Annotated in this window: 26 protein-coding genes; 12 read left to right on the top strand and 14 right to left on the bottom strand. The window is 60.6% G+C overall.

Annotated elements, in window-relative coordinates; translation table 11 throughout:
* The first annotated feature begins 11 nt into the window (after positions 1 to 11).
* From modA to modC, 3 genes are read left to right on the top strand one after another with little or no spacing between them, the layout of a single operon-like run.
* The gene (gene modA / locus AC1965_RS04835) at positions 12 to 743 is read left to right on the top strand and encodes a molybdate ABC transporter substrate-binding protein (protein ID WP_483886161.1); all 732 of its coding nucleotides are present in this window, start codon (positions 12 to 14) and stop codon (positions 741 to 743) included.
* Positions 740 to 1,432, top strand: a complete 693-nt coding sequence (gene modB, locus AC1965_RS04830; RefSeq protein ID WP_483886160.1) for a molybdate ABC transporter permease subunit — start codon at positions 740 to 742, stop codon at positions 1,430 to 1,432. Before modA ends, modB begins: the two co-directional genes overlap by 4 nt.
* Positions 1,429 to 2,517 (top strand): molybdenum ABC transporter ATP-binding protein, encoded by a 1,089-nt coding sequence (gene modC, locus AC1965_RS04825; RefSeq protein ID WP_483886985.1) that lies wholly within the window; start codon positions 1,429 to 1,431, stop codon positions 2,515 to 2,517. Before modB ends, modC begins: the two co-directional genes overlap by 4 nt.
* Positions 2,518 to 2,614: 97 nt before the next feature.
* On the opposite strand, the gene AC1965_RS04820 is transcribed toward modC, so the two are convergent.
* Together AC1965_RS04820 and AC1965_RS04815 are read right to left on the bottom strand one after the other, a co-directional pair.
* Positions 2,615 to 3,382, bottom strand: coding sequence for an EcsC family protein (locus AC1965_RS04820; RefSeq protein WP_483886159.1), 768 nt, complete (start codon positions 3,380 to 3,382; stop codon positions 2,615 to 2,617).
* 48 nt (positions 3,383 to 3,430) lie between these two features.
* Positions 3,431 to 3,931, bottom strand: a complete 501-nt coding sequence (locus AC1965_RS04815) for a GNAT family N-acetyltransferase (protein ID WP_483886158.1) — start codon at positions 3,929 to 3,931, stop codon at positions 3,431 to 3,433.
* An 81-nt stretch (positions 3,932 to 4,012) separates the two neighbouring features.
* Between AC1965_RS04815 and AC1965_RS04810 the strand changes: the two genes are divergently transcribed.
* Positions 4,013 to 4,618: a flavin reductase family protein gene (locus tag AC1965_RS04810; protein WP_483886157.1), complete on the top strand. Its 606-nt coding sequence runs from the start codon at positions 4,013 to 4,015 to the stop codon at positions 4,616 to 4,618.
* A gap of 86 nt (positions 4,619 to 4,704) precedes the next feature.
* On the opposite strand, the gene AC1965_RS04805 is transcribed toward AC1965_RS04810, so the two are convergent.
* Positions 4,705 to 6,336, bottom strand: a complete 1,632-nt coding sequence (locus AC1965_RS04805; RefSeq protein ID WP_483886156.1) for a SulP family inorganic anion transporter — start codon at positions 6,334 to 6,336, stop codon at positions 4,705 to 4,707.
* A gap of 176 nt (positions 6,337 to 6,512) precedes the next feature.
* Between AC1965_RS04805 and AC1965_RS04800 the strand changes: the two genes are divergently transcribed.
* Complete coding sequence (locus AC1965_RS04800; RefSeq protein ID WP_483886155.1) at positions 6,513 to 7,385, top strand: S-methyl-5'-thioadenosine phosphorylase; 873 nt, start codon at positions 6,513 to 6,515, stop codon at positions 7,383 to 7,385.
* Between the two features lie 125 nt (positions 7,386 to 7,510).
* Positions 7,511 to 8,041 carry an adenine phosphoribosyltransferase gene (locus AC1965_RS04795; RefSeq protein ID WP_483886154.1) on the top strand — a complete coding sequence of 177 codons (531 nt, stop codon included), beginning with the start codon at positions 7,511 to 7,513 and terminating at the stop codon, positions 8,039 to 8,041.
* 51 nt (positions 8,042 to 8,092) lie between these two features.
* Here the strand turns inward: AC1965_RS04795 and AC1965_RS04790 are convergent, their stop codons facing one another.
* From AC1965_RS04790 to coxB, 10 genes are all read right to left on the bottom strand, one after another.
* Complete coding sequence (locus AC1965_RS04790; RefSeq protein WP_483886153.1) at positions 8,093 to 9,505, bottom strand: FAD-binding oxidoreductase; 1,413 nt, start codon at positions 9,503 to 9,505, stop codon at positions 8,093 to 8,095.
* 39 nt (positions 9,506 to 9,544) lie between these two features.
* Positions 9,545 to 10,129 (bottom strand): GNAT family N-acetyltransferase, encoded by a 585-nt coding sequence (locus tag AC1965_RS04785; protein WP_483886152.1) that lies wholly within the window; start codon positions 10,127 to 10,129, stop codon positions 9,545 to 9,547.
* Positions 10,129 to 11,391: a M16 family metallopeptidase gene (locus AC1965_RS04780; RefSeq protein ID WP_483886151.1), complete on the bottom strand. Its 1,263-nt coding sequence runs from the start codon at positions 11,389 to 11,391 to the stop codon at positions 10,129 to 10,131. The genes AC1965_RS04785 and AC1965_RS04780 overlap by 1 nt, the downstream gene beginning before the upstream one ends.
* Complete coding sequence (gene thrC / locus AC1965_RS04775; RefSeq protein ID WP_483886150.1) at positions 11,388 to 12,776, bottom strand: threonine synthase; 1,389 nt, start codon at positions 12,774 to 12,776, stop codon at positions 11,388 to 11,390. Before thrC ends, AC1965_RS04780 begins: the two co-directional genes overlap by 4 nt.
* A 4-nt stretch (positions 12,777 to 12,780) precedes the next feature.
* Complete coding sequence (locus AC1965_RS04770) at positions 12,781 to 13,467, bottom strand: SURF1 family protein (RefSeq protein WP_483886149.1); 687 nt, start codon at positions 13,465 to 13,467, stop codon at positions 12,781 to 12,783.
* A 111-nt stretch (positions 13,468 to 13,578) separates the two neighbouring features.
* Positions 13,579 to 14,388 carry a cytochrome c oxidase subunit 3 gene (locus AC1965_RS04765; RefSeq protein ID WP_483886148.1) on the bottom strand — a complete coding sequence of 270 codons (810 nt, stop codon included), beginning with the start codon at positions 14,386 to 14,388 and terminating at the stop codon, positions 13,579 to 13,581.
* Between the two features lie 35 nt (positions 14,389 to 14,423).
* Positions 14,424 to 14,999, bottom strand: a complete 576-nt coding sequence (locus AC1965_RS04760) for a cytochrome c oxidase assembly protein (RefSeq protein WP_483886147.1) — start codon at positions 14,997 to 14,999, stop codon at positions 14,424 to 14,426.
* Positions 14,999 to 15,166, bottom strand: coding sequence for a cytochrome C oxidase assembly protein (locus AC1965_RS04755; RefSeq protein ID WP_483886146.1), 168 nt, complete (start codon positions 15,164 to 15,166; stop codon positions 14,999 to 15,001). Before AC1965_RS04755 ends, AC1965_RS04760 begins: the two co-directional genes overlap by 1 nt.
* Entirely contained in the window at positions 15,163 to 16,101 is a 939-nt protein-coding gene (gene cyoE / locus AC1965_RS04750; RefSeq protein WP_483886145.1) for a heme o synthase, read from the bottom strand. Before cyoE ends, AC1965_RS04755 begins: the two co-directional genes overlap by 4 nt.
* Positions 16,102 to 16,171: 70 nt before the next feature.
* Positions 16,172 to 17,089: a cytochrome c oxidase subunit II gene (gene coxB, locus AC1965_RS04745; RefSeq protein WP_483886144.1), complete on the bottom strand. Its 918-nt coding sequence runs from the start codon at positions 17,087 to 17,089 to the stop codon at positions 16,172 to 16,174.
* A gap of 179 nt (positions 17,090 to 17,268) precedes the next feature.
* Here coxB and tldD point away from each other — a divergent pair, with 179 nt between their 5' ends.
* On the top strand, positions 17,269 to 18,690 hold the full coding sequence (gene tldD / locus AC1965_RS04740; protein WP_483886143.1) for a metalloprotease TldD: 1,422 nt from the start codon (positions 17,269 to 17,271) through the stop codon (positions 18,688 to 18,690).
* Here tldD and AC1965_RS04735 read toward each other — a convergent pair.
* A complete protein-coding gene (locus tag AC1965_RS04735; RefSeq protein WP_483886142.1) occupies positions 18,683 to 19,948 on the bottom strand; it encodes a hypothetical protein in 1,266 nt (421 codons plus the stop codon). The genes tldD and AC1965_RS04735 overlap by 8 nt on opposite strands.
* Before the next feature lie 171 nt (positions 19,949 to 20,119).
* On the opposite strand from AC1965_RS04735, the gene dprA reads away from it, so the two are divergent.
* The 5 genes from dprA (at position 20,120) to AC1965_RS04710 (ending at position 26,286) form a co-directional block, all read left to right on the top strand.
* Complete coding sequence (dprA, locus tag AC1965_RS04730; protein WP_483886141.1) at positions 20,120 to 21,286, top strand: DNA-processing protein DprA; 1,167 nt, start codon at positions 20,120 to 20,122, stop codon at positions 21,284 to 21,286.
* Between the two features lie 206 nt (positions 21,287 to 21,492).
* A complete protein-coding gene (topA, locus tag AC1965_RS04725) occupies positions 21,493 to 24,141 on the top strand; it encodes a type I DNA topoisomerase (protein WP_483886140.1) in 2,649 nt (882 codons plus the stop codon).
* Positions 24,142 to 24,260: 119 nt separating this feature from the next.
* Positions 24,261 to 24,848, top strand: coding sequence for a L,D-transpeptidase (locus AC1965_RS04720; RefSeq protein ID WP_483886139.1), 588 nt, complete (start codon positions 24,261 to 24,263; stop codon positions 24,846 to 24,848).
* Positions 24,849 to 24,943: 95 nt separating this feature from the next.
* Positions 24,944 to 25,648: a CoA transferase subunit A gene (locus tag AC1965_RS04715; RefSeq protein ID WP_483886138.1), complete on the top strand. Its 705-nt coding sequence runs from the start codon at positions 24,944 to 24,946 to the stop codon at positions 25,646 to 25,648.
* Entirely contained in the window at positions 25,648 to 26,286 is a 639-nt protein-coding gene (locus tag AC1965_RS04710) for a CoA transferase subunit B (protein ID WP_483886137.1), read from the top strand. Before AC1965_RS04715 ends, AC1965_RS04710 begins: the two co-directional genes overlap by 1 nt.
* Positions 26,287 to 26,351: the final 65 nt, after the last annotated feature.

Here is a 26,351-nt window from a genome sequence, read left to right as displayed (position 1 = left end):
TAGTGCCGGACATGACCCGTTTCAGCATCTTTTTGATCGCCCTTTGCGGCTTGGCACTGCCCGCCAAAGCGCAGGACAGTTCGGCCACGGTTTTCGCCGCCGCCAGCCTGCGCGGCGTGCTGGAGGATCTGGCGGAGGTCGCCCCGATGCCCCTGACGCTGGCCTTTGGCGGTTCCGGCACGATGGCGCGGCAAGTAGCGGCAGGTGCCCCTGCGGATGTGGTGATTTTGGCCAGTGCCGACTGGATGCTGTGGCTGGTGGGCCAAGGGGCGCCCATGGCGGACGCCCCCCGCGACGTGGCCCGCAACCGGCTGGTGGTGATCGCCCCTGATGGCAGCGCGCCGTTAAAGCAGGCGGGCGACCTGACGGCGCGTCTCGCGGGCGGGCGGTTGGCGATGGGCCAGCGTGATGCCGTGCCTGCGGGCAGCTATGCCCGGCAATGGTTGATCGACGCGCGCCTGTGGGACGCGCTGCGGGGGCAGTTGGCCGAAACTGACAATGTGCAAGCGGCCCTGGCGCTGGTGGCGCGGGGCGATGCGCCATTTGGGGTGGTCTATGCCAGCGATGCGCTGGCTGAACCTGCGGTAAGCGTGGTTTGGGCCATCCCCGCCGACGCCCATGACCCAATCACCTACCCCGCCGGCGCGTTGAGCGAGGGCGGCGCCGCTGTGGTCGACTATCTGACCAGCGCCCCCGCCCAGGCGGTATTTGCCCGCCACGGATTTACCCCGGTGATCCAATGAGCCTAGACGCCGCGGCCTGGGAGGCGCTGATCCTGTCGCTATGGGTTGCAACATGGGCGATGGTGCTGGCCCTGCCGCTGGCGCTTTGGGTAGCATGGGTGCTGGCGCGCAAGAATTTCTGGGGCAAGGGCCTGCTCAGCGCCCTGGTGCACCTGCCGCTTGTGCTACCGCCGGTGGTCACGGGTTATCTGCTGCTTTTAGCCTTTGGCCGCAGCGCACCCTTGGGGCGCCTGTTGGACAACCTTGGGCTTGGCCTTGCCTTTCATTGGTCTGGTGCCGTGCTGGCAGCGATCATCATGGGGTTTCCGCTAATGGTGCGCGCCATGCGGCTGGCGATCGAGGCGGTGGACCCCAAGTTGGAAGAGGCCGCCGCCACCCTGGGCGCACCGCGCTGGAGCGTGTTTATCCGGGTGACGTTGCCGCTGATCCTGCCGGGGATACTGGCGGGCGCGGTGATGGGCTTTGCCAAGGCCATGGGCGAGTTTGGGGCCACAATCACCTTTGTCGCCAATATTCCCGGCCAGACCCAAACCCTGCCCAGTGCGATCTGGACCGCCCTGCAAATTCCCGGCGGCGAGGGCCAGGCGCTTTCAATGGCCGCGCTTGCCTGTGTCGTGGCACTGGGGGCTGTGCTGATTTCTGAGGCGCTGGCGCGGCGCGTGGCGGCACGGATCGCGGGGCTGCGCTGATGTTAGAGGTGTCGCTGCGCCACGGTTTTGACGGGTTTGATTTAGACCTAGCCTTTGAGGCCGGGCCGGGAATCACGGCGCTGTTTGGCCGCTCGGGCGCGGGCAAGACCACGGTGATCAACGCCGTGGCGGGGTTGCTGCGCCCCGACGCGGGCCGTGTGGTGCTGGACGGTGAGGTTCTGCTTGATACCCCCAAGGGCCGTTTTGTGCCACCGCACCAGCGGCGTCTGGGCTATGTCTTTCAGGATGCGCGGCTGTTTCCGCATCTGAATGTCCGCGAGAACCTTGAATTCGGCGCGCGGTATGCGCCGAAGGGCAGCCGCGGCGCGGGCTTTGACGATGTGGTGGAACTGCTGGGTCTTTCCGCCCTGTTGGCCCGTGCGCCCGGCACCCTATCAGGCGGCGAAAAACAGCGCGTGGCGCTGGGGCGCGCCTTGCTGTGCCATCCGCGCCTGTTGCTGATGGATGAACCGTTGGCCGGACTGGACGGGCCGCGCAAGCAGGAAATCCTGCCCTATCTTGAGCGCCTGCGCGAGGGGCCGCTTGGCCTGCCGATCCTCTATGTCAGCCACGCGGTAGACGAGGTGGCGCGGCTGGCCGATACGCTGGTCTTGCTGCACCAGGGCAAGCTGCGCGCGCAAGGCGCCCTGTTCGACGTGATGGCAGATCCCGCAGCCGTGCCGTTGCTGGGGGTGCGCGAGGCGGGTGCCGTGCTGGAGGCGGATGTGCTTGCCCATGCCGAAGATGGGCTGTCGACGCTGGCGATATCGGCTGGGCAGCTTGAGCTGCCGGGTGTGCAAGCCGAGGTGGGTGCGCGGGTGCGGATCAGGGTGCTGGCGCAGGATGTGATCCTGTCGCTGGACCGTCCTGATGCGTTGTCGTCGGTCAATGTCTTGCCCGTACAGATTGAAGCCGTACATCCCGGCGACGGACCCGGTGCGGCGATTGCGTTGCGCGCGGGCAAGGACCGGCTACTGGCGCGGGTCACGGGCCGGGCGGTGCGCGATCTGCGGCTGCGTAAAGGGCTGCAGTGTTTTGCGATCATCAAAGCCACAACAGTGGCGCCCGGCAGCATCGGTCGATGACATATTTCTTTTTTTGGGGGGGCTCCCCCCCTCACGCGCGCTATCGGGGGGCCAGCCCCCCGTCCCCCGGGAATATTATGACCAAAAAGAAAGAGGATCAGGTCTTGGCCGGGCTTTTGCCCATTTTCTCGCGCAGGCGGGCGACCAGTTGTTCTTGTGGGATGTCCGCATCGATCGCGAGTTTACGCAGACCAAAGTGCACATGCGCCATGTCTTGATAGTAACTGGTATAAGCATAATTTGTCGCAGCACCTGCAACGGCACCAAGCACCGGCACTGCCTGAGCGGCGAGTTTTTGCCCCAACACAACAGCAAGGCGCGGTGCGACGCGGGCGATCACGGCCTGCATCGCGCGCCCGGTCAGTGCCACGCGCACCGTGAGGAATGCCATATCGGCGCTGTCATCATTGGCCAGCGGTCCGGCGGCGGTAAAGACATGCACGCAGTCAAATTGCACATTCTCTGCCGCCGGATCAAAGCCATGCTCGGCTGCCACCCCCTGGATCACGCGCAGGAGTAGTGTCGTGGTCACGGGCAGTTCGGCCAGCGCCGTGGGCAGCCCACCAGCACCGCCTGCCGCGCCCATGGCCGCACTGACAGCCTGGTTAAGCCAGCTTTTCTGGTCTTTCACATAGCCGCGGCTGGAATGGGCGGCTTTCATGGCATGGTTGAGCGCCTTCATCGTCGCCGCCTCAAGATTGCGGCGCACGGCACCGGGCAGCCGGTCGATCAGCCCCTCGGCGCTGCCACCGATAAGGTTGAGCACATGAATGCCGACACCGCCTGCCTGCTTGTAGCGACGTGCGATAGCGTCAAGGCGCGCCTCGACATCAACGGTGGCGGGAAGATTGCTTTCGATCTGCATGGGCTGGCCCTTTCCTTGGCTTATATGTGGGCCGGACTGCATGAGAAATCAATCTTTCCAGCGGCGAACCTTGCCTTTGACGCCTGCCCAAGCCCCAGGATTCAGTTCGCGACCCAGTACGCGAGCGGGGTTGGTGGGCGGGGGCATCACCACACCGCGCAGCAGGGTAAAGCCGAACCGGTTGTAGTAAGGTGCATCTCCTACCAGCATGACCCGTTGCCAGCCCAGCGGTGCAGCACAGGCCAGCGAGGTTTCGACCAGATGCGCGCCCAGTCCTTCGCCTTGCCGCGTGGGGTGGACCGCCACGGGGCCAAGCAGCAGCGCCTCAAACCTGCCGATGCGGATCGGCCAATAGCGGATTGCCCCTGCCAAAATCCCACCCCTGTCGCGCGCCACATGGCTAAGACCTTCGACCGGCGGCACACCGTCACGCAGCCGGTAAGACGACAGCGCCTCGCGGCCAGGTGCAAAACAGGTGTCATAAAGCGCCTCGACCTCCCAGTGGTCATCGCGGGCTTCTGGGCTAATCTGATAGGGGGATGGATGCAAAGCGCGCGCTTTCAGATCGGAATTGCGGTGGCATTGCCCCTAGCATGGCGTTAGCCCTATGCGCAAACACAAGGAGAGATCATGTTCTATCGCCCAGAGCACGGCCACGGCCTGCCACACAACCCGTTCAACGCCATCGTCACGCCGCGCCCTATCGGCTGGATCTCTACCCGTGACGGGCATGGGCGCGACAATCTGGCCCCTTATTCATTTTTCAACGGCGTCGCCTATACCCCGCCGCAGGTGATGTTTGCCTCGACCGGGGTGAAGGATGATGTGGACGGGACCAAAGATTCCGTGGCCAACATCCGCGACACCGGGGTGTTTTGTGTGAACGTGGTGGAATATGCCGCGCGCGAGGCGATGAACATAACTTCGGCCACCCTACCCCATGACGAGGATGAATTTGTCCGTGCGTCTGTGGCCAAAGCTGGCTGCGACCAGATCGACTGCGCCCGGGTGGCCGATGCGCCTGCCAATCTGGAATGCAAGGTGACACAGATCGTGCAGATCGAAGGTGCTGCGAATTTCGTGGTGTTTGGCGAGGTCGTGGGCGTGCATCTGCGCGACGATTGCGTCATCGATGGGCGGTTTGACGTGACGCAGTATCAACCGCTGTCGCGCATGGGGTACCGTGATTATACCGTCGTGCGCGAGGTATTCGAGATGGTGCGCCCCGACGACTGATCGGACCTGAGCGCCGTCGCCTCCCCGCGGGACGGGAAGGCAACTGGCAGGGGCCTGCGGATTTTGTCCGCACCAAGGTGGCGGGCTTAGTGCCCGCCAAGCACCCCGGTGCGCACATCGTAGTCGACTGCCAATTCGTAGTCTGGATCATCGTCACTATCGACCATCAGGTGGCCTGCCTTGGTCAGCAGACGGTGACAATCGCGGCTCAGATGGCGCAGTTGCAGGCGTTTGCCTGCCTCTTCGTATTTCGTGGCCATCGCCTCGATCGCTTGCAATGCGGATTGGTCGACCACCCGGCTGTCAGCAAAATCGACGATCACAACATCGGGGTCGGCCTCTACGGTGAAAAGCTCGGCAAAGCCGTCGCTGGACCCGAAAAACAGTGGCCCGTGAATCTCGTAAACCTTGGCCCCGGCCAGTTTGGTGGATTCGCGGGTGGTGGCATGGATGCGCCGTGCGTTGTTCCAGGCATAGGCCAAAGCGGAGACGATCACGCCCACCACAACCGCAACGGCAAGATCTTCCATTACGGTCACAACGGTCACCAGCAAGATCACAAAGGCGTCCATCAGGGGCACTTTGCGCAGGATGGTCAGGCTGTTCCAGGCAAAGGTGCCGATGACCACCATGAACATCACACCGACCAAGGCGGCCAGCGGGATCAGTTCGATAATCGAGGAGCCGACCAGAATGAACAGCAACAAAAACACTGCCGCGGCGATGCCTGCCACGCGGGTGCGCCCGCCGGATTTCACGTTGATCATCGACTGGCCGATCATCGCACAACCGCCCATGCCGCCGAAAAATCCGGTTACGGTATTGGCGACACCCTGAGCGATACATTCCTGTGACGCCCCGCCGCGTTTGTTGGTGATATCCCCCACAAGGTTCAGCGTCAGCAGCGATTCAATCAGGCCAATAGCGGCGAGGATCACCGCATAGGGCAAGATGATTTGGAAGGTTTCAAAGGTCAGCGGCACGGTCGGAATATGCCATTGCGGCAGCCCACCTTGGATCGAGGCAAGATCACCAACCCGTGGCACATCCATGCCAAAGCCGATGACCACCGCAGCCACGATGCCGATGCCGGCCAGAGGGGCCGGAATAATGCGGGTGATGCGCGGCATGACCCAAATGATCGCCATGGTTGCAGCCACCAGTGCCAACATCAACAGCAAGGGCTGGCCCGACAGCCATTCGCCGCCGCCCATGCCGTGCCCGGTATCCACCATGGTGCCCGGCACCTTGAACTGGCTCATCTGCGCCAAGAAAATCACAATCGCCAGACCGTTTACAAAGCCAAGCATGACCGGATGCGGCACCAGCCGGATGAATTTGCCCCATTGCATGACGCCTGCGAAAATCTGCATCAGCCCCATCAGGACGACGGTGGCAAATAGATACTCCACCCCGTGTTGCGCGACCAACGCCACCATGACCACGGCCAAAGCGCCCGTAGCGCCCGAGATCATCCCCGGCCGTCCGCCGATCAGCGCGGTGATCAGCCCGACGAGGAAAGCGGCGTAAAGCCCGACCAGCGGATGCACCCCGGCGACAAAGGCAAAGGCCACCGCCTCGGGCACCAGCGCCAGAGCAACGGTCAACCCAGACAACAATTCGATGCGCAGCCGTCCGATGGAGAAGCCGTCATCAGGCATCCAGCGCAAATCGGTCACGTCCAGGTTCTTGGTAAAGCTGTGCAGCGTGGCGCGCATTGGGGCATCCTTTTGACTTGCGGGATCGGATAACTGCGCTCTGACCAAAGGTAGAGCGGGATTTCGCTGCACCTAGAACAGTTTTCCCAAGATGGAAACCCGTAGGCGGGTTTCATGCGTTGCAACTGGCGCAGCTTCGCGGCAGGTTTCGCAGAGGCAACAGGCAAGAGGCTCCCATGACTGACACCAAAATCGCCGTGATCGGTGGCTCCGGCATTTATAACATCGACGGGTTGCAAGATGCCGACTGGGTGACAGTAGAAACGCCATGGGGCGCGCCGTCAGATCAGGTTTTGACGGGCACATTAGACGGCGTGGGCATGGTGTTTTTGCCCCGCCATGGGCGGGGTCATGTGCATAGCCCCTCCACCGTGCCTTACCGCGCCAATATCGACGCGCTCAAGCGGTTGGGATGTACCGATGTAATCTCTGTCTCTGCCTGCGGATCATTCCGCGAGGAGATGGCGCCTGGTGACTTTGTCGTTGTAGATCAGTTCATTGACCGAACTTTTGCACGTGATAAATCGTTTTTTGGCACCGGCTGCGTGGCCCATGTGTCGGTGGCGCATCCGACCTGTCCGCGGCTTGGCGATGCGTGCGAAACGGCTGCAAGGGATGCCGGGATCAAGGTGCATCGTGGTGGCACCTATCTGGCGATGGAAGGGCCACAATTCTCGACCTTGGCGGAATCGAAAATGTACCGCGAAAGTTGGGGCGCCGATGTGATTGGCATGACCAATATGCCCGAGGCGAAACTCGCCCGCGAAGCGGAGCTGTGTTATGCGTCGATTGCAATGATTACCGATTATGACAGCTGGCATCCCGAACACGGCGAGGTGGATGTGACCCAGATCATTGCCACGCTCATGGGCAACGCCGACAAGGGCCGCGCGATGGTGGCACGTCTGCCCGCCCTGCTGGGCAAGAGCCGCGCCCCCTGCCCCCACGGCTGCGACCGCGCCTTGGAGTTTGCGATTCTGACCCAGCCGGATGCCCGCGATCCCGCGTTGATGGCCAAGCTGGATGCGGTGGCGGGGCGGGTGATCTGACACATGCCTGATGTGGTGACACTGCGGTGGGGCATGAGTTTATTTGGTGAGGTGAAGATGGGGGTTTGCGCCCTATGGCCACGGCACGCTAAGACTTGTCGGGTTGATTTACGCGAAAGGGCAGCATGAAACAGGTTCAGGATTACATTCGCACGATTGTCGATTTCCCCCACGAAGGGATCATGTTTCGCGATGTGACGACGCTTTTCGCCGATCCGCGCGGCTTTCGCATGGCGATTGACCAGATGTTGCATCCCTATGCGGGCATCGACATCGACAAGGTCGTGGGCCTAGAGGCGCGCGGCTTTATCTTGGGCGGGGCGATTGCGCATCAGCTGAGCGTGGGGTTCGTGCCGATCCGCAAGAAGGGCAAGCTGCCAGGGCGCACGATATCGCAGGACTATACGTTGGAATATGGCGAGGCGATTGTGGAAATTCACGACGACGCCATCCTGCCCGGTGAAAAGGTGCTGGTGGTCGATGATTTGCTGGCCACCGGCGGCACCGCCGAGGCGGGGATCAAACTGATCGAGCGTTTGGGCGGCGAGATTGTTTCCTGCGCCTTTATCATTGATCTGCCCGAACTGGGCGGGCGCAAGCGGCTCGAAGCTTTGGGCATGGAAGTGCACGCGCTTTGCGCCTTTGACGGCGCTTAGGATGAGGCCGATCTGCCGGGCGGGCCGATTGCAGGCGGTGAAGATGCCCGTCTAGCGCAAGACCGCCCCGGGGTTCATGATGCCGAGCGGGTCAAGTGCCGCTTTGATCGCGCGCATCGCGAACAGTTTTGCCGGATCGCCATAGTGTTCCAGGTCGGCCACCTTCAGTCGGCCCACCCCATGTTCCGCGCTGAAGGAGCCTCCAAGCGCGTGCACCAGATCATGAACGACGGCCTTGATCGCGCCGCGTTGGGCATCGTGGTCGCTGCGCGACCGCCCGCGGGTGGGGAAAACATTGTAGTGCAGGTTGCCGTCACCGACGTGCCCAAAGCAGTTGATGCGGAATTCGCCTAACGCGGCAATGCTTTCCCCGGCGCGGGTGATAAATTCGGCCAGTGCGCCCAAAGGGACCGAGATGTCGTGGCTAGAGACCGACCCAATCAAGCGGTTGGCCTCGGGGATCATTTCGCGGATGCGCCAGAAATCATCGGCCTGCTGGCGGTTCTGCGCGATCAACCCGTCGGAGACCAGACCGCCCTCAAGCGCTGTGCCAAACAGGGTTTCGAGCGCCCCCGCCCCGTCGATCCCGCCTGTGGTGCCGATCTCGATCAGCACGCACCATTCGGGCGCGGAGGTAAACGGCTGGCGAACATCGGGCAATGTTTCCGAAAGAAATTCAAAACCTTGGCGATGTATTAGTTCAAAGGCGCTGACCATCTCGCCCAGTTGGTCGCGGGCCAGTGACAGCAGCGAAAGCGCGGCGGCGGGGCTGTTGACCACCAGCAGCGCTGTATTGCTTTGGGCGGGGCGGGAAAACAGCTTGAGGGCAGCGGCAGTGATCACGCCCAGCGTGCCTTCGGCCCCTATCAGCAGGTGGCGCAGGTCATAGCCGGTGTTGTTTTTGCGCAGGCGGGTCAGGCCGTTCCATATCTGGCCATCGGGCAACACGGCCTCGAGCCCCAGGCACAGATCACGGGCGTTGCCGTAGCGGAGCACGCCGGTGCCGCCGGCGTTGGTCGACAGGTTGCCGCCGATGCGCGCGGAACCTTCGGCGGCCAGCGACAGGGGAAACAGCCGGCCTGCGTCATCGGCGGCGGTTTGTACATCAGCAAGGATTGCACCCGCTTCGGCAACCAGCACGTTTTCATCGGGATAGACCGCGCGGATGCGGTTCATGCGTTCAAGTGACAGGATCAGCGGCGCCGGGCCGTCGGGGGCAACCTGCCCGCCGACCAACCCAGTACCACCGCCGTAGGGCACCACCGGCACGCGGGCTGCGGCGGCGGCGCGGATCAGGGTGGCGACCTGTTCGACATCGCGTGGCAGGGCCAGCAGGCCCGCCCGGCCCGCATAACGCCCACGCGGTTCTTCGAGGTAGCGCGCGTCGGCGTCGCGCAGGATATCGGCGGGTAATTGCGACCGCAGAATGTCGGCAAATACGGTATCGGCAGGGTTCAATGTCATGACAGCATTGATTAGATGCGGCGCAGATGATTGCAAGGGTTAACCCGCCGCCGTGCGCCCCCGTCGGTCGCCGCGCAGCGACGCATAGAGCACATGTGTGCGCCAGCGCCCGTCGATTTGCAGATAGCTTTGCGCGACGCCTTCGTATTTGAAGCCAGTCTTTTCCAGCAGCCCGCGCGAGGCAGCGTTCTCGGGCAGGCAGGCCGCTTCGATCCGGCTGAGGTCGAGGCGGGTAAAAGCCTGATGCACCGCAGCCTCGATCGCTTCGCGCATGTAACCTCGGCGGGCGAAAGGTTCGCCCGTCCAATAGCCCAATGTCCCCGATTGCGCGGGGCCACGGCGGATGTTGTCCAGCGTAATGGCCCCGACGAGGTTCTGATCTGATCGCCGGATCAGAAACAACGGCAGTGCGGTGCCGCCAGAGACCGAGCGTTGCGCCCAATAAACCCGGTTGGAGAACGCCTTGCGCGTCAAATGATCGTCCGCCCATGCCGGCTCCCACGGGCGCAGGTAATCGGTGCTGGCCACGCGCAGCGCCGACCAGGCACGGAAATCAGAATGGATCGGCGGGCGTAGGGTCAGCCGTTCGGTTTCGATCCTGAGTTTACGCTTGCCCAGAAGCATCAGGCAGCGCGGCGTTTTTGCAGATCGTCCAACGTGGGGGCCCCGTCGACCGGGCCATAGAGCGCCAGTGCCGCAGGGGCAGAGGCGGCCATACGTTCCGCATAATCGCGCACATCGCCAGTTGTCACGGCATCAATCTGGGCAACGGTTTCTTCCAGCGGCGGCACCCGGTCCCAGATCTGGATAAGCCGGGCCAGACGTTCGGCGCGGTTAGACGGCGATTCGAGCCCCATCAGCAGGCCGGCCTTCATCTGCGCGCGGGCGCGGGCGACTTCGGCAGGGGACATATCGGAGGCGGCGCGTTTCATTTCGTCGATGGTAATTTCTGCCAGTTCGGGCAGTTGTTCGGCGCTGGTGCCGGCGTAGATCGTGGTCATGCCGGTATCGGCGTAGGCCCCTGCTTGGGCAAAGATGGTATAGCACAGCCCGCGGTTTTCGCGAATTTCCTGAAACAGGCGCGAGGACATACCGCCGCCGAGGGCAGAGGCGTAAATCTGCGCGATGTAGATATCATCAGCGCGGTAGCCGGGGCTTTCAAAGCCAAGCGCAAAATGCGCCTGTTCGAGTGGCTTGATCTGGCGCATCTCACCGCCGCCAAAGCGGGCGGCGTCCATCTGGTAGAGTTTCTTGGCGGGCATGTCGCCAAAAAGCTGTTCTGCCAGTTTCACGATCTGGTCATGATCCACTGCCCCTGCGGCAGACAGGATCATCTGTTCGGGACCGTAGTGATCGGCGATAAAGGTGCGTAGGTCGTCGCGCGAAAAATTGGAGACACGTTCGGTCGGCCCAAGGATCGTGCGGCCAATCGGCTGATCGGGGTACGCCTGTTCCTGCAACCAGTCAAAGATCACATCGTCGGGCGTGTCGAGCGCCTGACCGATCTCTTGCAGGATCACACCGCGTTCAACCTCGACCTCTGCCGGGTCCAGCACTGGATTGCGCAGGATATCGGCGATCACGTCCAGCCCCAGCGCCACGTCATTTTCCAGCACGCGCACGTAATAGGCCGTCACTTCGCGCGAGGTATAGGCGTTAATATAGCCGCCCACGTCCTCGATCGCTTCGGCAATTTGAAGCGATGTGCGGGTGGCGGTGCCTTTGAACGCCATATGTTCAAGAAAATGCGCAATGCCGTTTTGCAGCGGAGTTTCGTGGCGCGCACCGGCGTTGACCCATATCCCGATGGACGCAGAGGCCAGCCCCTCCATATGTTCGGTGACGATGCGAAAGCCGTTGGGCAATGTGGTTTGGTTCAAGCTCACGCGGGTAGGTTTCCTTTGATATGCGCCTTGAGCGCGTCGAGGTCATTTGCGACACGGGTGAAACGCTCGGGCCGGTCAAAAAGGTCCGCCATGCGCGGCGGCAGCGGGGGACGGATGCCGGTAGCGGCCTCGACCGCGTCGGGAAATTTTGCGGGGTGGGCCGTGGCCAATGTGACCATCGGTGTGGATGGGTCGCGCAGATCATCGGCAACCTTCACACCGACGGCAGAATGCGGACACAGCAATTCGCCGGTGGTTTGTCGGCGGTTGGTGATGGTGGCGGAGGTTTCATCCTCGGACACGCGGCCCGAACGGTAGGTGGATTGCAGCACCTGCATCGCCCCTTGGGACACGTCAAAGCCGCCCTGCCCCAGCTCAAGCATCAGCTGCGCCACGGCACCCCCGTCACGGTCATAGGCGTCAAACAACGCGCGTTCAAAGTTGGAGGAGACTTGGATATCCATCGAGGGGCTGATGGAGGGATGCACGGTGCCCTTGTGGTAGCCTTGGCCGGACAGGCAGCGGTGCAGGATGTCGTTTTGGTTGGTAGCCACGATCAAATCGGCGATTGGCAGGCCCATACGCTTGGCGATGTAGCCCGCAAAGATGTCGCCAAAGTTGCCGGTGGGCACGGTAAAGCTGATCTCGCGCGCCGGGGAGCCGAGGCTGGTGGCGGCGGTGAAGTAATAGACGACTTGGGCCAGCACGCGGCCCCAGTTGATTGAATTCACGCCCGCCAGTTTCACCGAATCGCGGAAGTCAAAATCGTTGAACATGTCCTTGAGCCGCGCCTGGCAATCGTCGAAATCACCATCGACGGCGAGCGCATGCACGTTGGATTCCGATGGCGTGGTCATCTGGCGGCGCTGGACGTCGCTGACCCGGCCATGGGGGTAGAGGATGAAGACATCGACGTTATCAAGCCCGCGGAAGGCTTCGATCGCGGCCGATCCGGTGTCGCCTGAGGTGGCGCCGACGATGGTCACGCGGTCGCCCTTGCGGCCCAAGGCGGCCTGAAACATCTGGCCGATGAGCTGCATGGCGAAGTCTTTGAACGCCAGTGTGGGGCCGTGGAACAGTTCAAGCAGGAAGTGGTTTGGGGCTAGCTGCACCATGGGCGCGCGGGCGGTGTGGCCGAAGCCAGCGTAGGCACGCGCGATGATAGCCCGGAATTCGTCGTCGGTGAAAGTGTCACCGATAAACGGGCGCATGACAGTAAAGGCGACCTCTTCGTAAGATTGGCCCTGCATGGCGGTGATCTGGTCAGGTGTCAGCGTTGGGATCGTTTCTGGCACATAAAGGCCGCCGTCGCGGGCAAGCCCAGTCAGCATCGCTTGTTCAAATGTCAGGACGGGCGCGGTGCCACGGGTGGAGATATAGCGCATGAGGTTAATCTGCTTTCGGCGTTGGTGTCGCACGGCGGCGGCGTAGGAAAAGGGCGGTCATGGCCAGCCAGATGGCGGCGAGGGAAAACCACGTGATAGCATATTGCAAGTGATCATTGGGGATGCGGGCCGTGTCGACGGGCAGCGGCGTCACGTGCGGGTCTGGCTGCGAGCCGGAGCGCACGACCAGCAGCACCGGCGCGGTTTTCAGCGCGGCGGCCATGATGGGCACATCGCGGGCGAACCAGATATTGGCAGCCCGGTCAGGTTCCGGGGTGAAATTGTCGGTTTCCTGCGGCCATTGCAGATTCCCCGTCAGCGTGGCCGGGCCTGCGGTGTGCAGCTTTTTCTTATTGCCCGCGAGCACGAAGCCCAGATCGACGAGGATGCGACGGCCATCCTTGAGCACGAAGGGCGCAATGACGCGGTAGCCTGCGCCGAGATCCTTTTGCGAGACCAGCACATGCAGTGATTTTTCCCCCAAGGTGCCTGTCACCGAAACCGGTAGATAGGCGTCACGTTCGGGATCGGGACTGGCGGGCAGATCAACGGGTGCGGCGGTGATGCGGGTATTGATGTCGGCGATGATGGATTGCTTCCAGTCAAGGCGCTGCATTTGCCAGATACCCAGCGCCAGCAGGATGCCCGCGCCGCCTAGGCCGATGATCAACAAAAATAGCGTGCGCCGCATTCGGATCTCTCTGGGTGAAACGACAAGCGCGCGAAGGGGGCTTCGCGCGCTTTGGGTTTTACGTGTTAGGGGTGCGGATGCAACCCCCGGTCTTTTGGCCTGACGTTTGGATCAGCCCGGCACGCCCCACATATAGACGGCGAAGAAGAGGAAGAGCCAGACAACGTCAACGAAGTGCCAGTACCAAGCTGCGGCCTCAAACCCCACGTGGCGTTCGGGGGTGAAGTGCCCCTTGATCGCGCGCATCATGCAGATGAACAAAAAGATTGTCCCGATGATCACGTGAAAGCCGTGAAAGCCTGTGGCCATGAAGAAGGCGGAAAAGAACATGTCGCCGCCAAAGGTCCAGTCGTCATGCACCAGCAGTTCATAATATTCAAACGCCTGCAATGCGGTGAAGGCGACGCCCAGCACAACCGAGATGGCAAGGCCAACAATCAGGTCTTTGCGGTTGTTTTCATGCACCAACGCGTGGTGTGCCCATGTGACGGCACAGCCCGACAGCAGCAGAACCAGCGTGTTGATCAGCGGCAGGTGAAAGGCGTCGACGGGAATGATCTCGGGCTTTACATATTCGGTGCCGACATAGTCGTACATCGGATAGATCGCCTGTTTGAAGAAGGTCCAGAACCAGACGACAAAGAACATCACTTCGGACATGATGAACAGAATAAAGCCGTAGCGCAGGCCGATGCGCACCACGCCGGTGTGATCACCGACTTCGCTTTCGGTCACGACTTCGGACCACCATCCGAACATGACATAAAGCACCGCAACCAGCCCACCGAGGAACAGGAAGGGCGTGACATCGTGCATCCAGAGCACGGCGCCAAACAGCATGGCACAGCCCGCAAGCGAGCCAAGCAGCGGCCAGGAAGAGGGCGCTAGGATGTGGTAATCGTGGTTCTTTGCATGGGCCATGGTTTGGGGTCCCTCACCTTTGTTCAATCAGGTCGTTAATTCAGGTTTGTGCTGCTGTCCTGTTCGAGGGCGGCATAGCCTTCGGGCAGGTCAATCTCGTAGAACGTATAGGATAGTGTGATGGTATGTACAAACTTCCCATCGCGGTCATTTACGATTTCCGGGTCTACAAAAAAGCTGACCGGCATCTGCACCCGTTCACCCGGTGCAAGCACCTGTTCGGTAAAGCAGAAACAGTCAATTTTCTCAAAGAAGGCGCCCGCGGTGTAGGGCGTCACGTTATAGCTGGCCTGGCCTGCGACAGGTTTGTCGGTAGGATTATAGGCCTCATAGAAGGCAAGCCCGGTATCCCCGATGCGGATTTCCATCTCGCGGACAACAGGTTTGAATTCCCACGGCATCCCCGCGTTCAACGATCCGTCAAAGCGCACCTTGACAGTCTGGTCCAACACTTCGCCATACGCGCCATCGGCCTGCCCCGGCGTCCCGCCAAAACCCGTGACGCGGCAGAACCAGTCGTAGAAAGGTACCGACGCCCAGGCCAGTCCGCCCATCAACACCACAACGCTGACGGTTTGCATGACGGTTTTCTGTGGTCCGGTGAGGGCCATTACTGTGTCACCTCACGCGTTTCAGGCGGCAGTTCAAAGTCGGTCTGCGTGATCTTGACGAATGTCAGCGCCATCACCAACACCACAAAAGCGCCCAGCATCAATCCGACGCCCAGGTTGCGGCCCCGGCGACGTGTGTGCAGTTCATGTTCAGCACGAATGCTCATCCCCAACCTCCCAGGCCCCATGGGCGCAATGCCGCTTCGGCGAGGATCGCGCCGAAGTGCAAGAAAAGATACAGCAGCGAAAGCCGGAAGAAACGGCGTTCCACGGCAAAGTTGTCGGCTTCGGAATCGTCTTCGTCGCGGTGCCAGATGCGCCATGCGCCGAGCAAAAACAGCGCGTTCAGCACCACGGCCACGGCCAGATAGATCCAGCCGCCGATGGCGGTAAAGCCGGTGGCGATGGCCAAGGCGGCCAGCAGCACGGTGTAAATCATGATATGGCGGCGCGTGGCCGGGCGGCCATGGGTGACCGTCAGCATCGGCACGCCCGCGTCGTCGTAATCCGAGCGCATGAACAGCGCCAGCGCCCAGAAATGCGGGGGTGTCCACATGAAGATCAGCGCGAACATCAGCCATGCCTCGACGGAAAAGCTGCCGGTGGCGGCGACCCAGCCGATCACGGGCGGGAAGGCCCCGGCGGCGCCGCCGATGACGATGTTCTGCGGCGTCAGGCGTTTGAGCCACATCGTGTAGAAAACGGCGTAATACAGGATCGTAAACAGCAGCATCGCTGCCGCCAGAAGATTTGCCGCCAGCCCCAGCATCATCACCGACAGGCCCGACAGGGCAACACCCAGCGCCAATGCCTCGCCCGGCTGTACCCGGCCCGATGGGATCGGACGGCTTTGGGTGCGGCGCATCACGGCGTCGATATCTGCGTCCCACCACATATTCAGCGCGCCAGAAGCCCCGGCCCCGATGGCGATGAACAGAATCGCGGCAAAGCCCACAACCGGGTTCACCCCCACGGGCGCGGCCAACATGCCGACCAAGGCCGTAAACACCACAAGCGACATCACGCGCGGTTTCAACAGGGCAAAGTAATCACCCAGCTGCGTCTCGTATTCAGTTGTTGGTGTATTGGTGATGTCGGTCATCACAGGGGCCTTTCAAAGCGGTCATTGGGCGGGCGTAATACCCGCCCAATGCTGTTTAGTTGGAGGCGACTTAGTTGGACGCGACGGTCAGCGGCGTGCCGATGTCGGCATATTCCGCTTTGGCCTTGCCCAGCCATTCCGCATAGGCCGCTTCGGACACAACCTTGACGGTGATGGGCATATAGGCGTGGGCCTGGCCGCACAGTTCGGAACACTGGCCGTAGTAAACGCCCTCTTGCTCGGCGGTGAACCACAGTTCAGCCAGACGACCTGGCACGCCGTCTTGCTTTACGCCAAAGGCGGGCACGGTCCAGGCGTGGATCACATCGCTGGCGGTGACCTGTACCACCACGGTCTTGCCAACCGGGATCACGACAGAAGTGTCGGTAGCCAGCAGAAAATCTTCGCGGGCATAGCCGGCGCTTTCAAGCTTGGTCACCATCGCATCGTCCAGCACAAAGGGGGTCACGTCGTCGTCACCATCACCCAGCGTGGCCGGGGCGCCGATCATATAGCTGTCAAAGCCGAACTCTTCGTCGACATATTCGTAGGACCAATACCATTGGTTGCCTGTGGCTTTGATCGTGATGTCAGCCTGCGGAATTTCCTGCTGACGGAACAGGATCGGCAGCGAATAGGCCCCGATCAGCACCAGAATCAGGATCGGCCCGACCGTCCACAACACTTCGATCGGGGTGTGGTGCGTAAACGAAGACGGCGTTGGATTGCGCTTTTTATTGTAGCGGATCATCACCCAGATGATCAGCCCCGTCACGAAGACCGTGATGACGGTGATGATCACGAGGATCAGGTAATCAAGGTCGTGAATGTCCTGCGCCACGCGGGTCACGGCAGGCTGGAAGCCCATTTTGCCGTCGATCGGCCTGCCAACGACATCGAGCCCATCAATGCGCAGGCTGTCTTGGGCCATGGCTGGCAGGGCGGCAAAGCTGGCCATGAGACCAGAAAGGGAGAGAAGATGTTTCATATATCGTCCTGATCTTGTGACCATTTTGTAGTCGAAAAAGGCCACCGTGCCGCGGATGCGGTTCGGTGCCGTTGTAATCCTTGTGCTTACAATCATATTCTGAGTTCAAGATAAAGTCACATGCTTGCGTCAATCAGACGCTATACCCAATTTTGTGACATCAATTGAGGATGATCCACATGAGCACCGCCCCTTTTGCCCCTTTTGAGGCCGATCTGGACCGCGAAACCGCCCTTGGCGTGCTGCGCGAAGCGGTGGCGGGGGCCGATGACGGTGAATTATTTCTTGAAAGGCGTCGGTCCGAGGCGCTGATGTTCGACGATGGCCGCCTCAAGACCGCAAGTTATGACGCATCAGAGGGATTCGGCCTGCGTGCGGTGCGCGGTGAAGTGGCGGGATACGCCCATTCCACGGAACTGTCCGAAGCGTCGCTGCGCCGGGCGGCAGAGACCGCGCGCCTGGCGGTGGGCGAAGGCGGCGGCACCTGGGCCGATGCACCAACCGCCACCAACCAGCGACTATACACCGACGAAGACCCGATTGCGGGGCATGGTTTTCCCGTCAAGGTCGAGACGTTACGCGAGATGGACGCCTATGCCCGCGGGCTGGACCGTCGTGTGGTACAGGTCAGCGCCACCATCGCTGCCAGCCTGCAAGAGATCGAGATATTGCGTCCTGAAGGCACGTCGGTGCGTGATGTGCGGCCGATGACGCGGGTGAACATCTCTGTCATCGTAGAGCAAGACGGGCGACGCGAAAGCGGCAGCGTGGGCGGCGGCGGGCGCATCGGTCTTGACGGCATGCTGGCCCCTGAGGACTGGCAGGCCAAGGCGCGCGAGGCGTTGCGCATTGCCTGCGTCAACCTGGAGGCCGTCCCTGCCCCGGCAGGCGTGATGGATGTCGTGCTTGGCCCCGGCTGGCCCGGTATTTTGCTGCACGAGGCCATAGGCCATGGGCTAGAGGGCGATTTCAACCGCAAGGGCAGCAGCGCCTTTGCCGGGTTGATGGGGCAACGGATTGCTTCCAAGGGTGTGACGGTTCTGGATGACGGCACGATCCCGGATCGGCGTGGGTCGATTAGTGTGGATGATGAAGGTACACCGTCGGCGCGTAATGTGCTGATCGAAGATGGTGTGTTGGTGGGTTATATGCAGGACCGCCAGAACGGGCGATTGATGGGGACAGCCTCTACCGGAAACGGGCGGCGGCAGTCCTACGCGCATATCCCGATGCCGCGCATGACCAACACCTATATGCTGGGCGGCGATGTGGCCCCCGGTGATATTGTTGCGGATCTGAAGGATGGCATTTACGCCGTGGGCTTTGGCGGCGGCCAAGTGGATATCACCAATGGTAAATTCGTGTTCTCCTGTACCGAAGCCTACCGCGTCATAGACGGCAAGGTTGGCGCACCAGTCAAAGGGGCGACCCTGATCGGTGATGGGGCCACCGCGCTGCAGCAAATCAGGGCAATTGGCAATGATCCTGCCCTGGACCCCGGCATGGGAAACTGCGGCAAGCAGGGACAATGGGTGCCTGTGGGTGTGGGTCAACCGACGCTCATGATCGGTGGGTTGACCGTGGGCGGTGCTGCTACTTGATACCTGCCGAAAGCGCATCCCTCAGACTATCTGAACGAAATCGTTCGGTCGTGGTCTCCAAAGTGTCAAAATAGCTGTCGGAAACGCCAAGGTCATAAGCCCCGGCCTGCTGTGCAAAGCGATGTTGCTTTAACACGGCTGCCGCTTCGTCGGACTGCCCTGCAGCTATGGCAAGACCGACCGTTGCCATTATCGACAGGGATTGCGCCAATATCTGACTGTCACGGCCATCTGGGGCAAATTCAACCACGCTGGGAACCCGTTTGGGCGAGATGAGTTCAACGAGCAGGGGAAAGGGCCCCTCCTGCCCGTGATGTACAAGATATCCCAAGGCCAAGGCCGCATTGATTTTGGCCGCGTTAATCTGGAAGGCTGTTTCAGCATCATCATCCGTGGTTTCGCGCAACACGCGCTGGATGACATCTGATGCCGATGGCCGATTGGCATAGGCCAGCACAAGCACCGCATTTGCCCAGAGTTCGGTGTCGTTTGTTTCAAAGGCCGCCAGCGCCAGTGTGGTGATGGCCTCTTCGTTCTGCTCAAACAGCTCAAAATCGAGCCCTTCGGGCCAGGCTGCCGACAGGTAATCATAAGCAGCGCCTCGGGCTTCGGGCCCTACCGCCGCAGGATCCGGCTCTTCAATCACAATTGCCGCCCCTGATCCATTCGGGGGAAACGTCTGTGCTTTATAATAAAGAGTACATTCCTCCTGTGTCATTTTCCAATTCTTCGCATTCGCCTGTGCACGCATCAGCGCCTTGGCCAGACCTGAATGCGACAGGCCGCCATAGGCGGCGTAACTCGCATTCAGCCGCTGAGCGTGCCCAATTTCATGCGCCCATATCTGCGCTTCAAGCGCCCTGCCGTTGAACGGCACCACCAGTATCGGTCCATAGGGTCTGGCACATCCACCGATCGTGCCTGTCACAGGTGCAGTCCCACAGGCGGATATAAATGGGACAATCTGGATAGATGTGCCGGTGGCGGCGAATTTCGCCAAGACGGTCTGATCCGAACCATCAACCGTGGCAGACAAGTCATCTGACAGCTCAACGCGCTGCGCCAAGGCGAATGACATGGGCCCACATGCCGCCGACATATTCTTGCGGAAGATACCAAGAACCTTACCGATCCTGCTTGTTTCATAATTATGGTCAGGGTGTACGGCCACCAACATGCTGAAGCTGGCTTCAGCATGCGCGGGCACAACATTAATGGGCAGGGTCAGAGCGAATAGAGTGATTGCAAATAACTTCATCTCAGAATCCTCGCTAATATCAAACAAACGATGGGCTGGACGATAGCATATTTCCCTGATTCCCGTGCCGCGAACATGATCCGGTGGTTTTAGCCAAAATCGGCTCCAATAGATTCACGCGTTGTTAACCACCAGGTTCTATACCTGATTCTGCAACGGACGGAGCTTCGGATGACTGACAAGGACCTACATCCTTCTTCCACTCACCCCCCACTCCCACCCACCCCGGAAGACGAACAGTTTGCCCGCCTCCGTCTGTTGCGCTCGCGCCGAGTTGGCGTTTCGACGTATAAACGACTGCTGACTGAATATGGCACTGCGCAAAATGCGCTGGCCGCGCTGCCGGAGGTGGCGCGCGCCGCGGGCGTTTCGGATTACCAAATCTGCCCTGATGGGGTGATCCGCGCCGAGTTGAAATCCGCCCGTAACGCTGGTGCGCGGCTGCTGATCCAAGGAACGCCATCTTACCCTGATATCCTGAACGATCTGTCCGATGCGCCACCATTTCTATGGGCTATCGGCGATGTGACGCTTTTGATGCGGCCGATGATCTCTCTGGTTGGCGCGCGCAATGCATCGTCGCTGGGGCGGCGCATGGCCCAGACGCTGGCGCATGATCTAGGGGCCGCAGGATATGTCGTGGTGTCGGGGCTGGCGCGGGGTATTGACGCCGCGGCCCATCACGCGGCGCTGGCAACTGGCACGGTTGCGGTGCAGGCAGGCGGGGTGAACGTCATATACCCTACCGAGAATACTGATCTGGCAAGAGAGATTGAAAAGCGTGGATTGCGCGTGTCAGAGCAACCTATGGGGTTGCAACCGATGGCACGGCATTTCCCCAGCCGAAACCGGATCATCGCGGGGTTGAGCCGGGCAACCGTGGTGGTAGAAGCGGCAGCGAGATCAGGCAGTTTGATCACGGCGCGCGATGCGCTGGATCAAGGCCGCGACGTTCTGGCTGTGCCCGGTCACCCGATGGATGCGCGCGCTGCGGGGTGTAACATGTTAATCAGGGATGGTGCTGTGCTGATACGCTCGGCAGCAGATATATTGGAGGCGCTGCCTGCCTTGTCCAAACCTGCGCCTACGCCAGATCACGCAGCGATCGGCCGGCCGACACCCCCGCCCCATCCACCCCGCCAACGCCGCAGGCTGCGCGACACGGCAGCGCTGCATCTGCAAATCCTGTCGCGCCTTGGCCCCTCGCCCCTGGCGGAGGATCAGTTGATCCGCGACTTGCAAGTCCCCTCCGCCGATATCAGCCCGGCACTGCTGGACCTTGAGCTGGAAGGCGAGATCGCACGCGACCCAGGTGGTTTGCTGATCCGCAAAGCGTGATGTCTGTCGGAAAATGACGTCGTGGATCAGGCTGCCGAGGCTGTCGAAGCCGACCCCGTAAAGGCTATCGATACAGTGGCCCAATCCAGGTGCCTATCCCTTGTCTTTGACGTCACAGGCCGCACTGCGCATTGACAATCCCCCCCACCATCCCACATGTGACAACGCGAGTTAGCCCGATATTTTGACCTAAGGTGCCTGAATTTATGCCAGTTGTTGTTGTCGAATCCCCTGCCAAGGCCAAAACGATCAACAAGTATCTGGGGGATAACTTTACGGTTTTGGCATCTTATGGCCACGTCCGTGATCTGCCGCCGAAAGATGGCTCAGTCGATACCGACAATGATTTTGACATGTTGTGGGAGATCGCCAGCGACAGCAAAAAACATGTCAAAGCGATTGCCGATGCGCTGGCGAAAGACAACGAACTGATCCTCGCGACTGACCCCGACCGCGAAGGCGAGGCGATCAGCTGGCATTTGCAAGAGGCGCTGACCAAGCGCAAATCCATTAAGAAAGACACACCCGTCAGCCGCGTGGTGTTCAACCAGATCACCAAGAAAGCCGTGACCGAGGCGATGGCGAACCCCCGCCAGGTCGACATGCCGCTGGTCGAGGCATACCTCGCGCGCCGGGCCTTGGATTATCTGGTGGGGTTCAATCTGTCGCCGGTGCTGTGGCGCAAATTGCCGGGCGCCAAATCTGCGGGACGGGTTCAATCGGTGACCCTGCGGATCATTGTTGAGCGCGAGATGGAGGTCGAGGCATTTCGCGCCCGCGAATATTGGAGCGTCAAAGCGCTGCTGGCCACGCCGCGCGGTCAGGAATTTGACGCACGCCTTGTATCCCTAGCGGGCAAAAAGCTGGAGCGTTTTGATCTGGCCGACGCAACACAGGCCGAAATGGCCGTGCAGGCGATCACCAGCCGTGATCTGAAAGTCATGAGCGTCGAGGCCAAACCGGCCAGCCGCAACCCGTCTGCGCCCTTTATGACATCGACCCTGCAACAAGAGGCCAGCCGCAAGTTTGGCATGGGCGCGCGCCAGACCATGAGCACAGCCCAGCGTCTGTATGAAGCCGGGCACATTACCTATATGCGAACCGATGGTATCGACATGGCCCCCGAAGCCGTGACCATGGCGCGCGATGCGATCAAGGACCGATTTGGCGCCGATTACGTGCCGGGCGAACCACGGATATACAAGAACAAGGCCAAGAACGCCCAGGAAGCGCACGAATGTATCCGCCCCACGGATATGACCAAGGATGCGGCAGCGCTCAAGCTCGATAGCGATCAAGCGAAACTGTATGATCTGATCTGGAAGCGCACGCTGGCCTGTCAGATGGAAAGCGCGCGTCTGGAGCGTACCACCGTCGAAATCGGCAGCAAGGATGGCCAGGTCGGCCTGCGCGCCAATGGTCAGGTCGTGCTGTTCGACGGGTTCCTGCGCGTCTACGAAGAAGGCCGCGATGATGTGGTCGACGAAGACGACAAGCGCCTGCCGCAGATCAATGACGGCGATCCTATGGACAAGCGCGCCGTCACCCCAGAGCAGCATTTCACCCAACCGCCACCCCGCTATACCGAAGCGACGCTGGTCAAACGCATGGAAGAGTTGGGCATTGGTCGGCCGTCAACCTATGCCAGCATCGTGACGACCATCCAGGATCGTGAATATGTCCGCAAAGAGGGCAACCGCCTGATCCCCGAGGACAAGGGGCGATTGGTCACAGCGTTTCTGGAAAACTATTTCCGCAAATATGTCGGCTATGATTTCACTGCCGATCTGGAAGACCAGCTTGATAAAGTCAGCGCCGGGGATGCCGCCTATAAAGAAGTGCTGCGGCGTTTCTGGCGTGATTTCTCTGCCGCGATTGCGGAAACTTCTGAACTGCGGATCACCGAAGTGTTGGAAAAGATCAACGAGGTGCTTGAACCGCATCTGTTTCCACCCACCGAAGACGGCGGCGACCCGCGTCTGTGTCCCAATTGTGAACTGGGCCGCCTCAGCATGCGCACGGCGCGTTCGGGCGGGGCATTTATTGGCTGTTCTAACTATCCGGAATGCCGCTACACCCGTCCTTTTGGTCCACCCGACCCAGAAGCAGAGGCCAGTGCTATCCCCCCCGATGGCAAGCTCTTGGGCGAAGATGCAGGTGACGAGATCCGCGTTTTCAAAGGTCGCTTTGGACCCTACGTGCAGCGCGGCCCAGTGACGGAAGACAACAAAAAGCCGCCGCGCCAGTCGGTGCCGAAAGAATGGCCCGCAGAAGAGCTTGAGCTGGAAACTGCCTTGCGCCTGCTGTCCCTGCCCCGCCAGGTTGGTCCGCACCCCGAAGATGGAATTATGGTTTGGGCCAATATCGGGCGCTATGGCCCTTATATCAAACACGCCGAAAGCACGTCTGACCGGGGCGGCACCAATGCCAACCTCGAAGGGCTGGATGAGGTGTTTACGGTGGGCATGAACCGCGCAGTGCAGCTCTTGGCCGAAAAGGTCGCCAGCCGAGGCGGGCGGGGCAAGGCCGCCAAACCGATCCGCGAGATGGGCGAACATCCCGATATGGGCGGCGAAGTGAACATCATGGAGGGCAAATACGGGCCATACGTGAAGTGGGAAAAGGTCAACGCGACAATCCCCAAAGAAGTGGAACCCGCAGACCTGACGATGGAGCGCGCGGTCGAGCTGATCGAAGAAAAGCTGGCAAAGTCCCCGGCCAAGCGCAAAGCCGCAACGAAGAAAAAAGCTCCGGCTAAGAAAGCCACTGCCAAGAAGACCCCTGCGAAAAAGCCGGCCGCCAAGAAAACTGCCACAAAGAAGCCCGCCGCCAAAAAACCTGCCGCACCAGAGTAGGTGCGGCGGACATGCGCGTATCCTGCGACATCACATCGCACATCATGAATATGTGATTTGCGTTTTACTGCCCGGTTTCGGATCAGGGTCCCACCAAGACCTCAATGAAAGGCAGAGACATGTCAGGCACAGTTTTCACACGACGCGGATTGATTGCGGCCAGTGGCGCGGCACTTTTGACTCCGACCATCCTGCGCGCGCAGGAACTGGGACAGGCCCCCCGCGAACATTCCAACGAAGCGCCCGTGCGCCACAACGCGTCCAGCTTTGTAAAGCAACGCTGGCAGGATCACTTCGATACGCTGGGCAAGGCGGCGATTGTTGCCGACACCACCAGCCGTGCTCTGCACTTCTGGAGCGGCGATGGTCAGACCTACAATGTTTACCCGACATCCGTGCCGCGCAGCGACGAACTGACCAAGCGCGGCTATACTGAGATTGTACGCAAGAAGATTGGCCCCGACTGGACACCGACCTCTTCGATGATCGAGCGTGACCCGGAGCTGAAATACATGCCACCCGGCCCCGACAACCCGCTGGGCACACATGCTATGTATCTTAGCTGGCCCGCTTACCTTATCCACGGCACGCATGACACCCGCAAGATCGGGCGTCAGTCGTCGGATGGCTGTATCGGTCTATACAACCACATGATCGAGGCACTTTTCCAGATTGCGCCTGTCGGCACACAAGTGCGCATCGTCTGACACGCCAAGGCGGCCTCCCCTATCGTAACACCACGTAATTGACTTTGCCGCAGTGCGGCGTCACACATGGGCGATAATTTCAAGGGGAGGTCACCGTGAAGAAGATATTTGGGTCCGCCACCGAAGCGCTGGAAGGTGTTCTGTCGGATGGCATGTTGATCGCCGCAGGGGGCTTTGGTCTCTGTGGCATTCCGGAATTGCTGTTGCAGGCGATCAAGGAAAACGGCGCAAAGAACCTCACGTTTGCCTCGAACAACGCGGGCGTGGATGATTTCGGCATCGGGATTTTGTTGCAGACGCGACAGGTCAAGAAAATGATCTCCTCCTACGTTGGCGAAAACGCCGAGTTCATGCGCCAGTATCTGTCGGGCGAGCTTGAGCTCGAGTTCAACCCACAAGGCACGCTGGCCGAACGGATGCGCGCCGGCGGTTGCGGTATCCCGGGATTTTACACCAAAACCGGCGTCGGCACCCAGATTGCCGAGGGTAAGGAAGTCAAAACCTTTAATGGTGAAGAGTACATTCTCGAAGAGGGTATCTTTGCCGATCTCAGCATCGTCAAAGCCTGGAAGGCCGATGACACTGGCAACCTGATCTTCCGCAAGACCGCGCGCAACTTTAACCCGCCCGCCGCCATGTGCGGCAAAGTGTGTATCGCCGAGGTCGAAGAGATCGTGCCGCGCGGGTCCTTGGACCCTGATCACATCCACTTGCCTGGCATCTATGTGCACCGCATCGTGCAGGGCACCCATGAGAAACGCATCGAACAACGTACGACGCGCAAGCGGGAGGATGTATAATGTCGATTGAAGCAAAAGGCTGGGACCGCAACCAGATGGCGGCACGTGCCGCACAAGAGCTTGAAGACGGCTGGTATGTGAACCTAGGCATCGGCATCCCGACGCTGGTTGCCAACTATGTCGGCGACAAGGACATCACGCTGCAGTCTGAAAACGGCATGTTGGGCATGGGTCCCTTCCCCTTTGAAGGCGACGAAGACCCCGACCTGATCAACGCGGGCAAGCAGACGATTACCGAATTGTCCCGCACCGCCTATTTCGACAGCGCCACGTCATTTGGCATGATCAGGGGCGGTAAAATCGCCGCAGCGATCCTGGGCGCGATGGAAGTGGCCGAAAACGGCGATCTGGCCAATTGGATGATCCCCGGCAAGCTGGTCAAGGGCATGGGCGGCGCTATGGATCTGGTGGCAGGTGTTGGTCGTGTGATCGTTGTGATGGATCACACCAACAAGCACGGTGAGAGCAAGGTGCTAAAGGAATGCACGCTGCCGCTGACGGGCAAGGCCGTGGTTGATCGTATCATCACCAACCTTGGTGTGCTCGACGTCGTCGAGGGTGGCCTGCGCATCGTTGAATGTGCCGATGGCGTCACCGAAGACGAACTGCGCGCCGCAACTGACGCCACCATCATCTAATAGAAGCATCTCCCGGCACTTCCGCTATGCGCACCATGTTTTAGCCGTACGCATCAATAAAGGCC

This window comes from Sulfitobacter sp. KMM 9851 (assembly GCF_057178245.1).
The sequence above is the reverse complement of the archived record's forward strand: the minus strand, read 5'-3'. Positions and strand labels throughout refer to the sequence as shown.

Coding starts and splice junctions, on each gene's coding strand:
- modA (WP_483886161.1), top strand. CDS start 12: ATGACCCGTTTCAGCATCTTTTTGATCGCCCTTTGCGGCTTGGCACTG.
- modB (WP_483886160.1), top strand. CDS start 740: ATGAGCCTAGACGCCGCGGCCTGGGAGGCGCTGATCCTGTCGCTATGG.
- AC1965_RS04820 (WP_483886159.1), bottom strand. CDS start 3,382: ATGCAGATCGAAAGCAATCTTCCCGCCACCGTTGATGTCGAGGCGCGC.
- AC1965_RS04810 (WP_483886157.1), top strand. CDS start 4,013: ATGTTCTATCGCCCAGAGCACGGCCACGGCCTGCCACACAACCCGTTC.
- AC1965_RS04805 (WP_483886156.1), bottom strand. CDS start 6,336: ATGCGCGCCACGCTGCACAGCTTTACCAAGAACCTGGACGTGACCGAT.
- AC1965_RS04800 (WP_483886155.1), top strand. CDS start 6,513: ATGACTGACACCAAAATCGCCGTGATCGGTGGCTCCGGCATTTATAAC.
- AC1965_RS04795 (WP_483886154.1), top strand. CDS start 7,511: ATGAAACAGGTTCAGGATTACATTCGCACGATTGTCGATTTCCCCCAC.
- AC1965_RS04790 (WP_483886153.1), bottom strand. CDS start 9,505: ATGACATTGAACCCTGCCGATACCGTATTTGCCGACATTCTGCGGTCG.
- AC1965_RS04785 (WP_483886152.1), bottom strand. CDS start 10,129: ATGCTTCTGGGCAAGCGTAAACTCAGGATCGAAACCGAACGGCTGACC.
- thrC (WP_483886150.1), bottom strand. CDS start 12,776: ATGCGCTATATCTCCACCCGTGGCACCGCGCCCGTCCTGACATTTGAA.
- AC1965_RS04770 (WP_483886149.1), bottom strand. CDS start 13,467: ATGCGGCGCACGCTATTTTTGTTGATCATCGGCCTAGGCGGCGCGGGC.
- AC1965_RS04765 (WP_483886148.1), bottom strand. CDS start 14,388: ATGGCCCATGCAAAGAACCACGATTACCACATCCTAGCGCCCTCTTCC.
- AC1965_RS04760 (WP_483886147.1), bottom strand. CDS start 14,999: ATGGCCCTCACCGGACCACAGAAAACCGTCATGCAAACCGTCAGCGTT.
- AC1965_RS04755 (WP_483886146.1), bottom strand. CDS start 15,166: ATGAGCATTCGTGCTGAACATGAACTGCACACACGTCGCCGGGGCCGC.
- cyoE (WP_483886145.1), bottom strand. CDS start 16,101: ATGACCGACATCACCAATACACCAACAACTGAATACGAGACGCAGCTG.
- coxB (WP_483886144.1), bottom strand. CDS start 17,089: ATGAAACATCTTCTCTCCCTTTCTGGTCTCATGGCCAGCTTTGCCGCC.
- tldD (WP_483886143.1), top strand. CDS start 17,269: ATGAGCACCGCCCCTTTTGCCCCTTTTGAGGCCGATCTGGACCGCGAA.
- AC1965_RS04735 (WP_483886142.1), bottom strand. CDS start 19,948: ATGAAGTTATTTGCAATCACTCTATTCGCTCTGACCCTGCCCATTAAT.
- dprA (WP_483886141.1), top strand. CDS start 20,120: ATGACTGACAAGGACCTACATCCTTCTTCCACTCACCCCCCACTCCCA.
- topA (WP_483886140.1), top strand. CDS start 21,493: ATGCCAGTTGTTGTTGTCGAATCCCCTGCCAAGGCCAAAACGATCAAC.
- AC1965_RS04720 (WP_483886139.1), top strand. CDS start 24,261: ATGTCAGGCACAGTTTTCACACGACGCGGATTGATTGCGGCCAGTGGC.
- AC1965_RS04710 (WP_483886137.1), top strand. CDS start 25,648: ATGTCGATTGAAGCAAAAGGCTGGGACCGCAACCAGATGGCGGCACGT.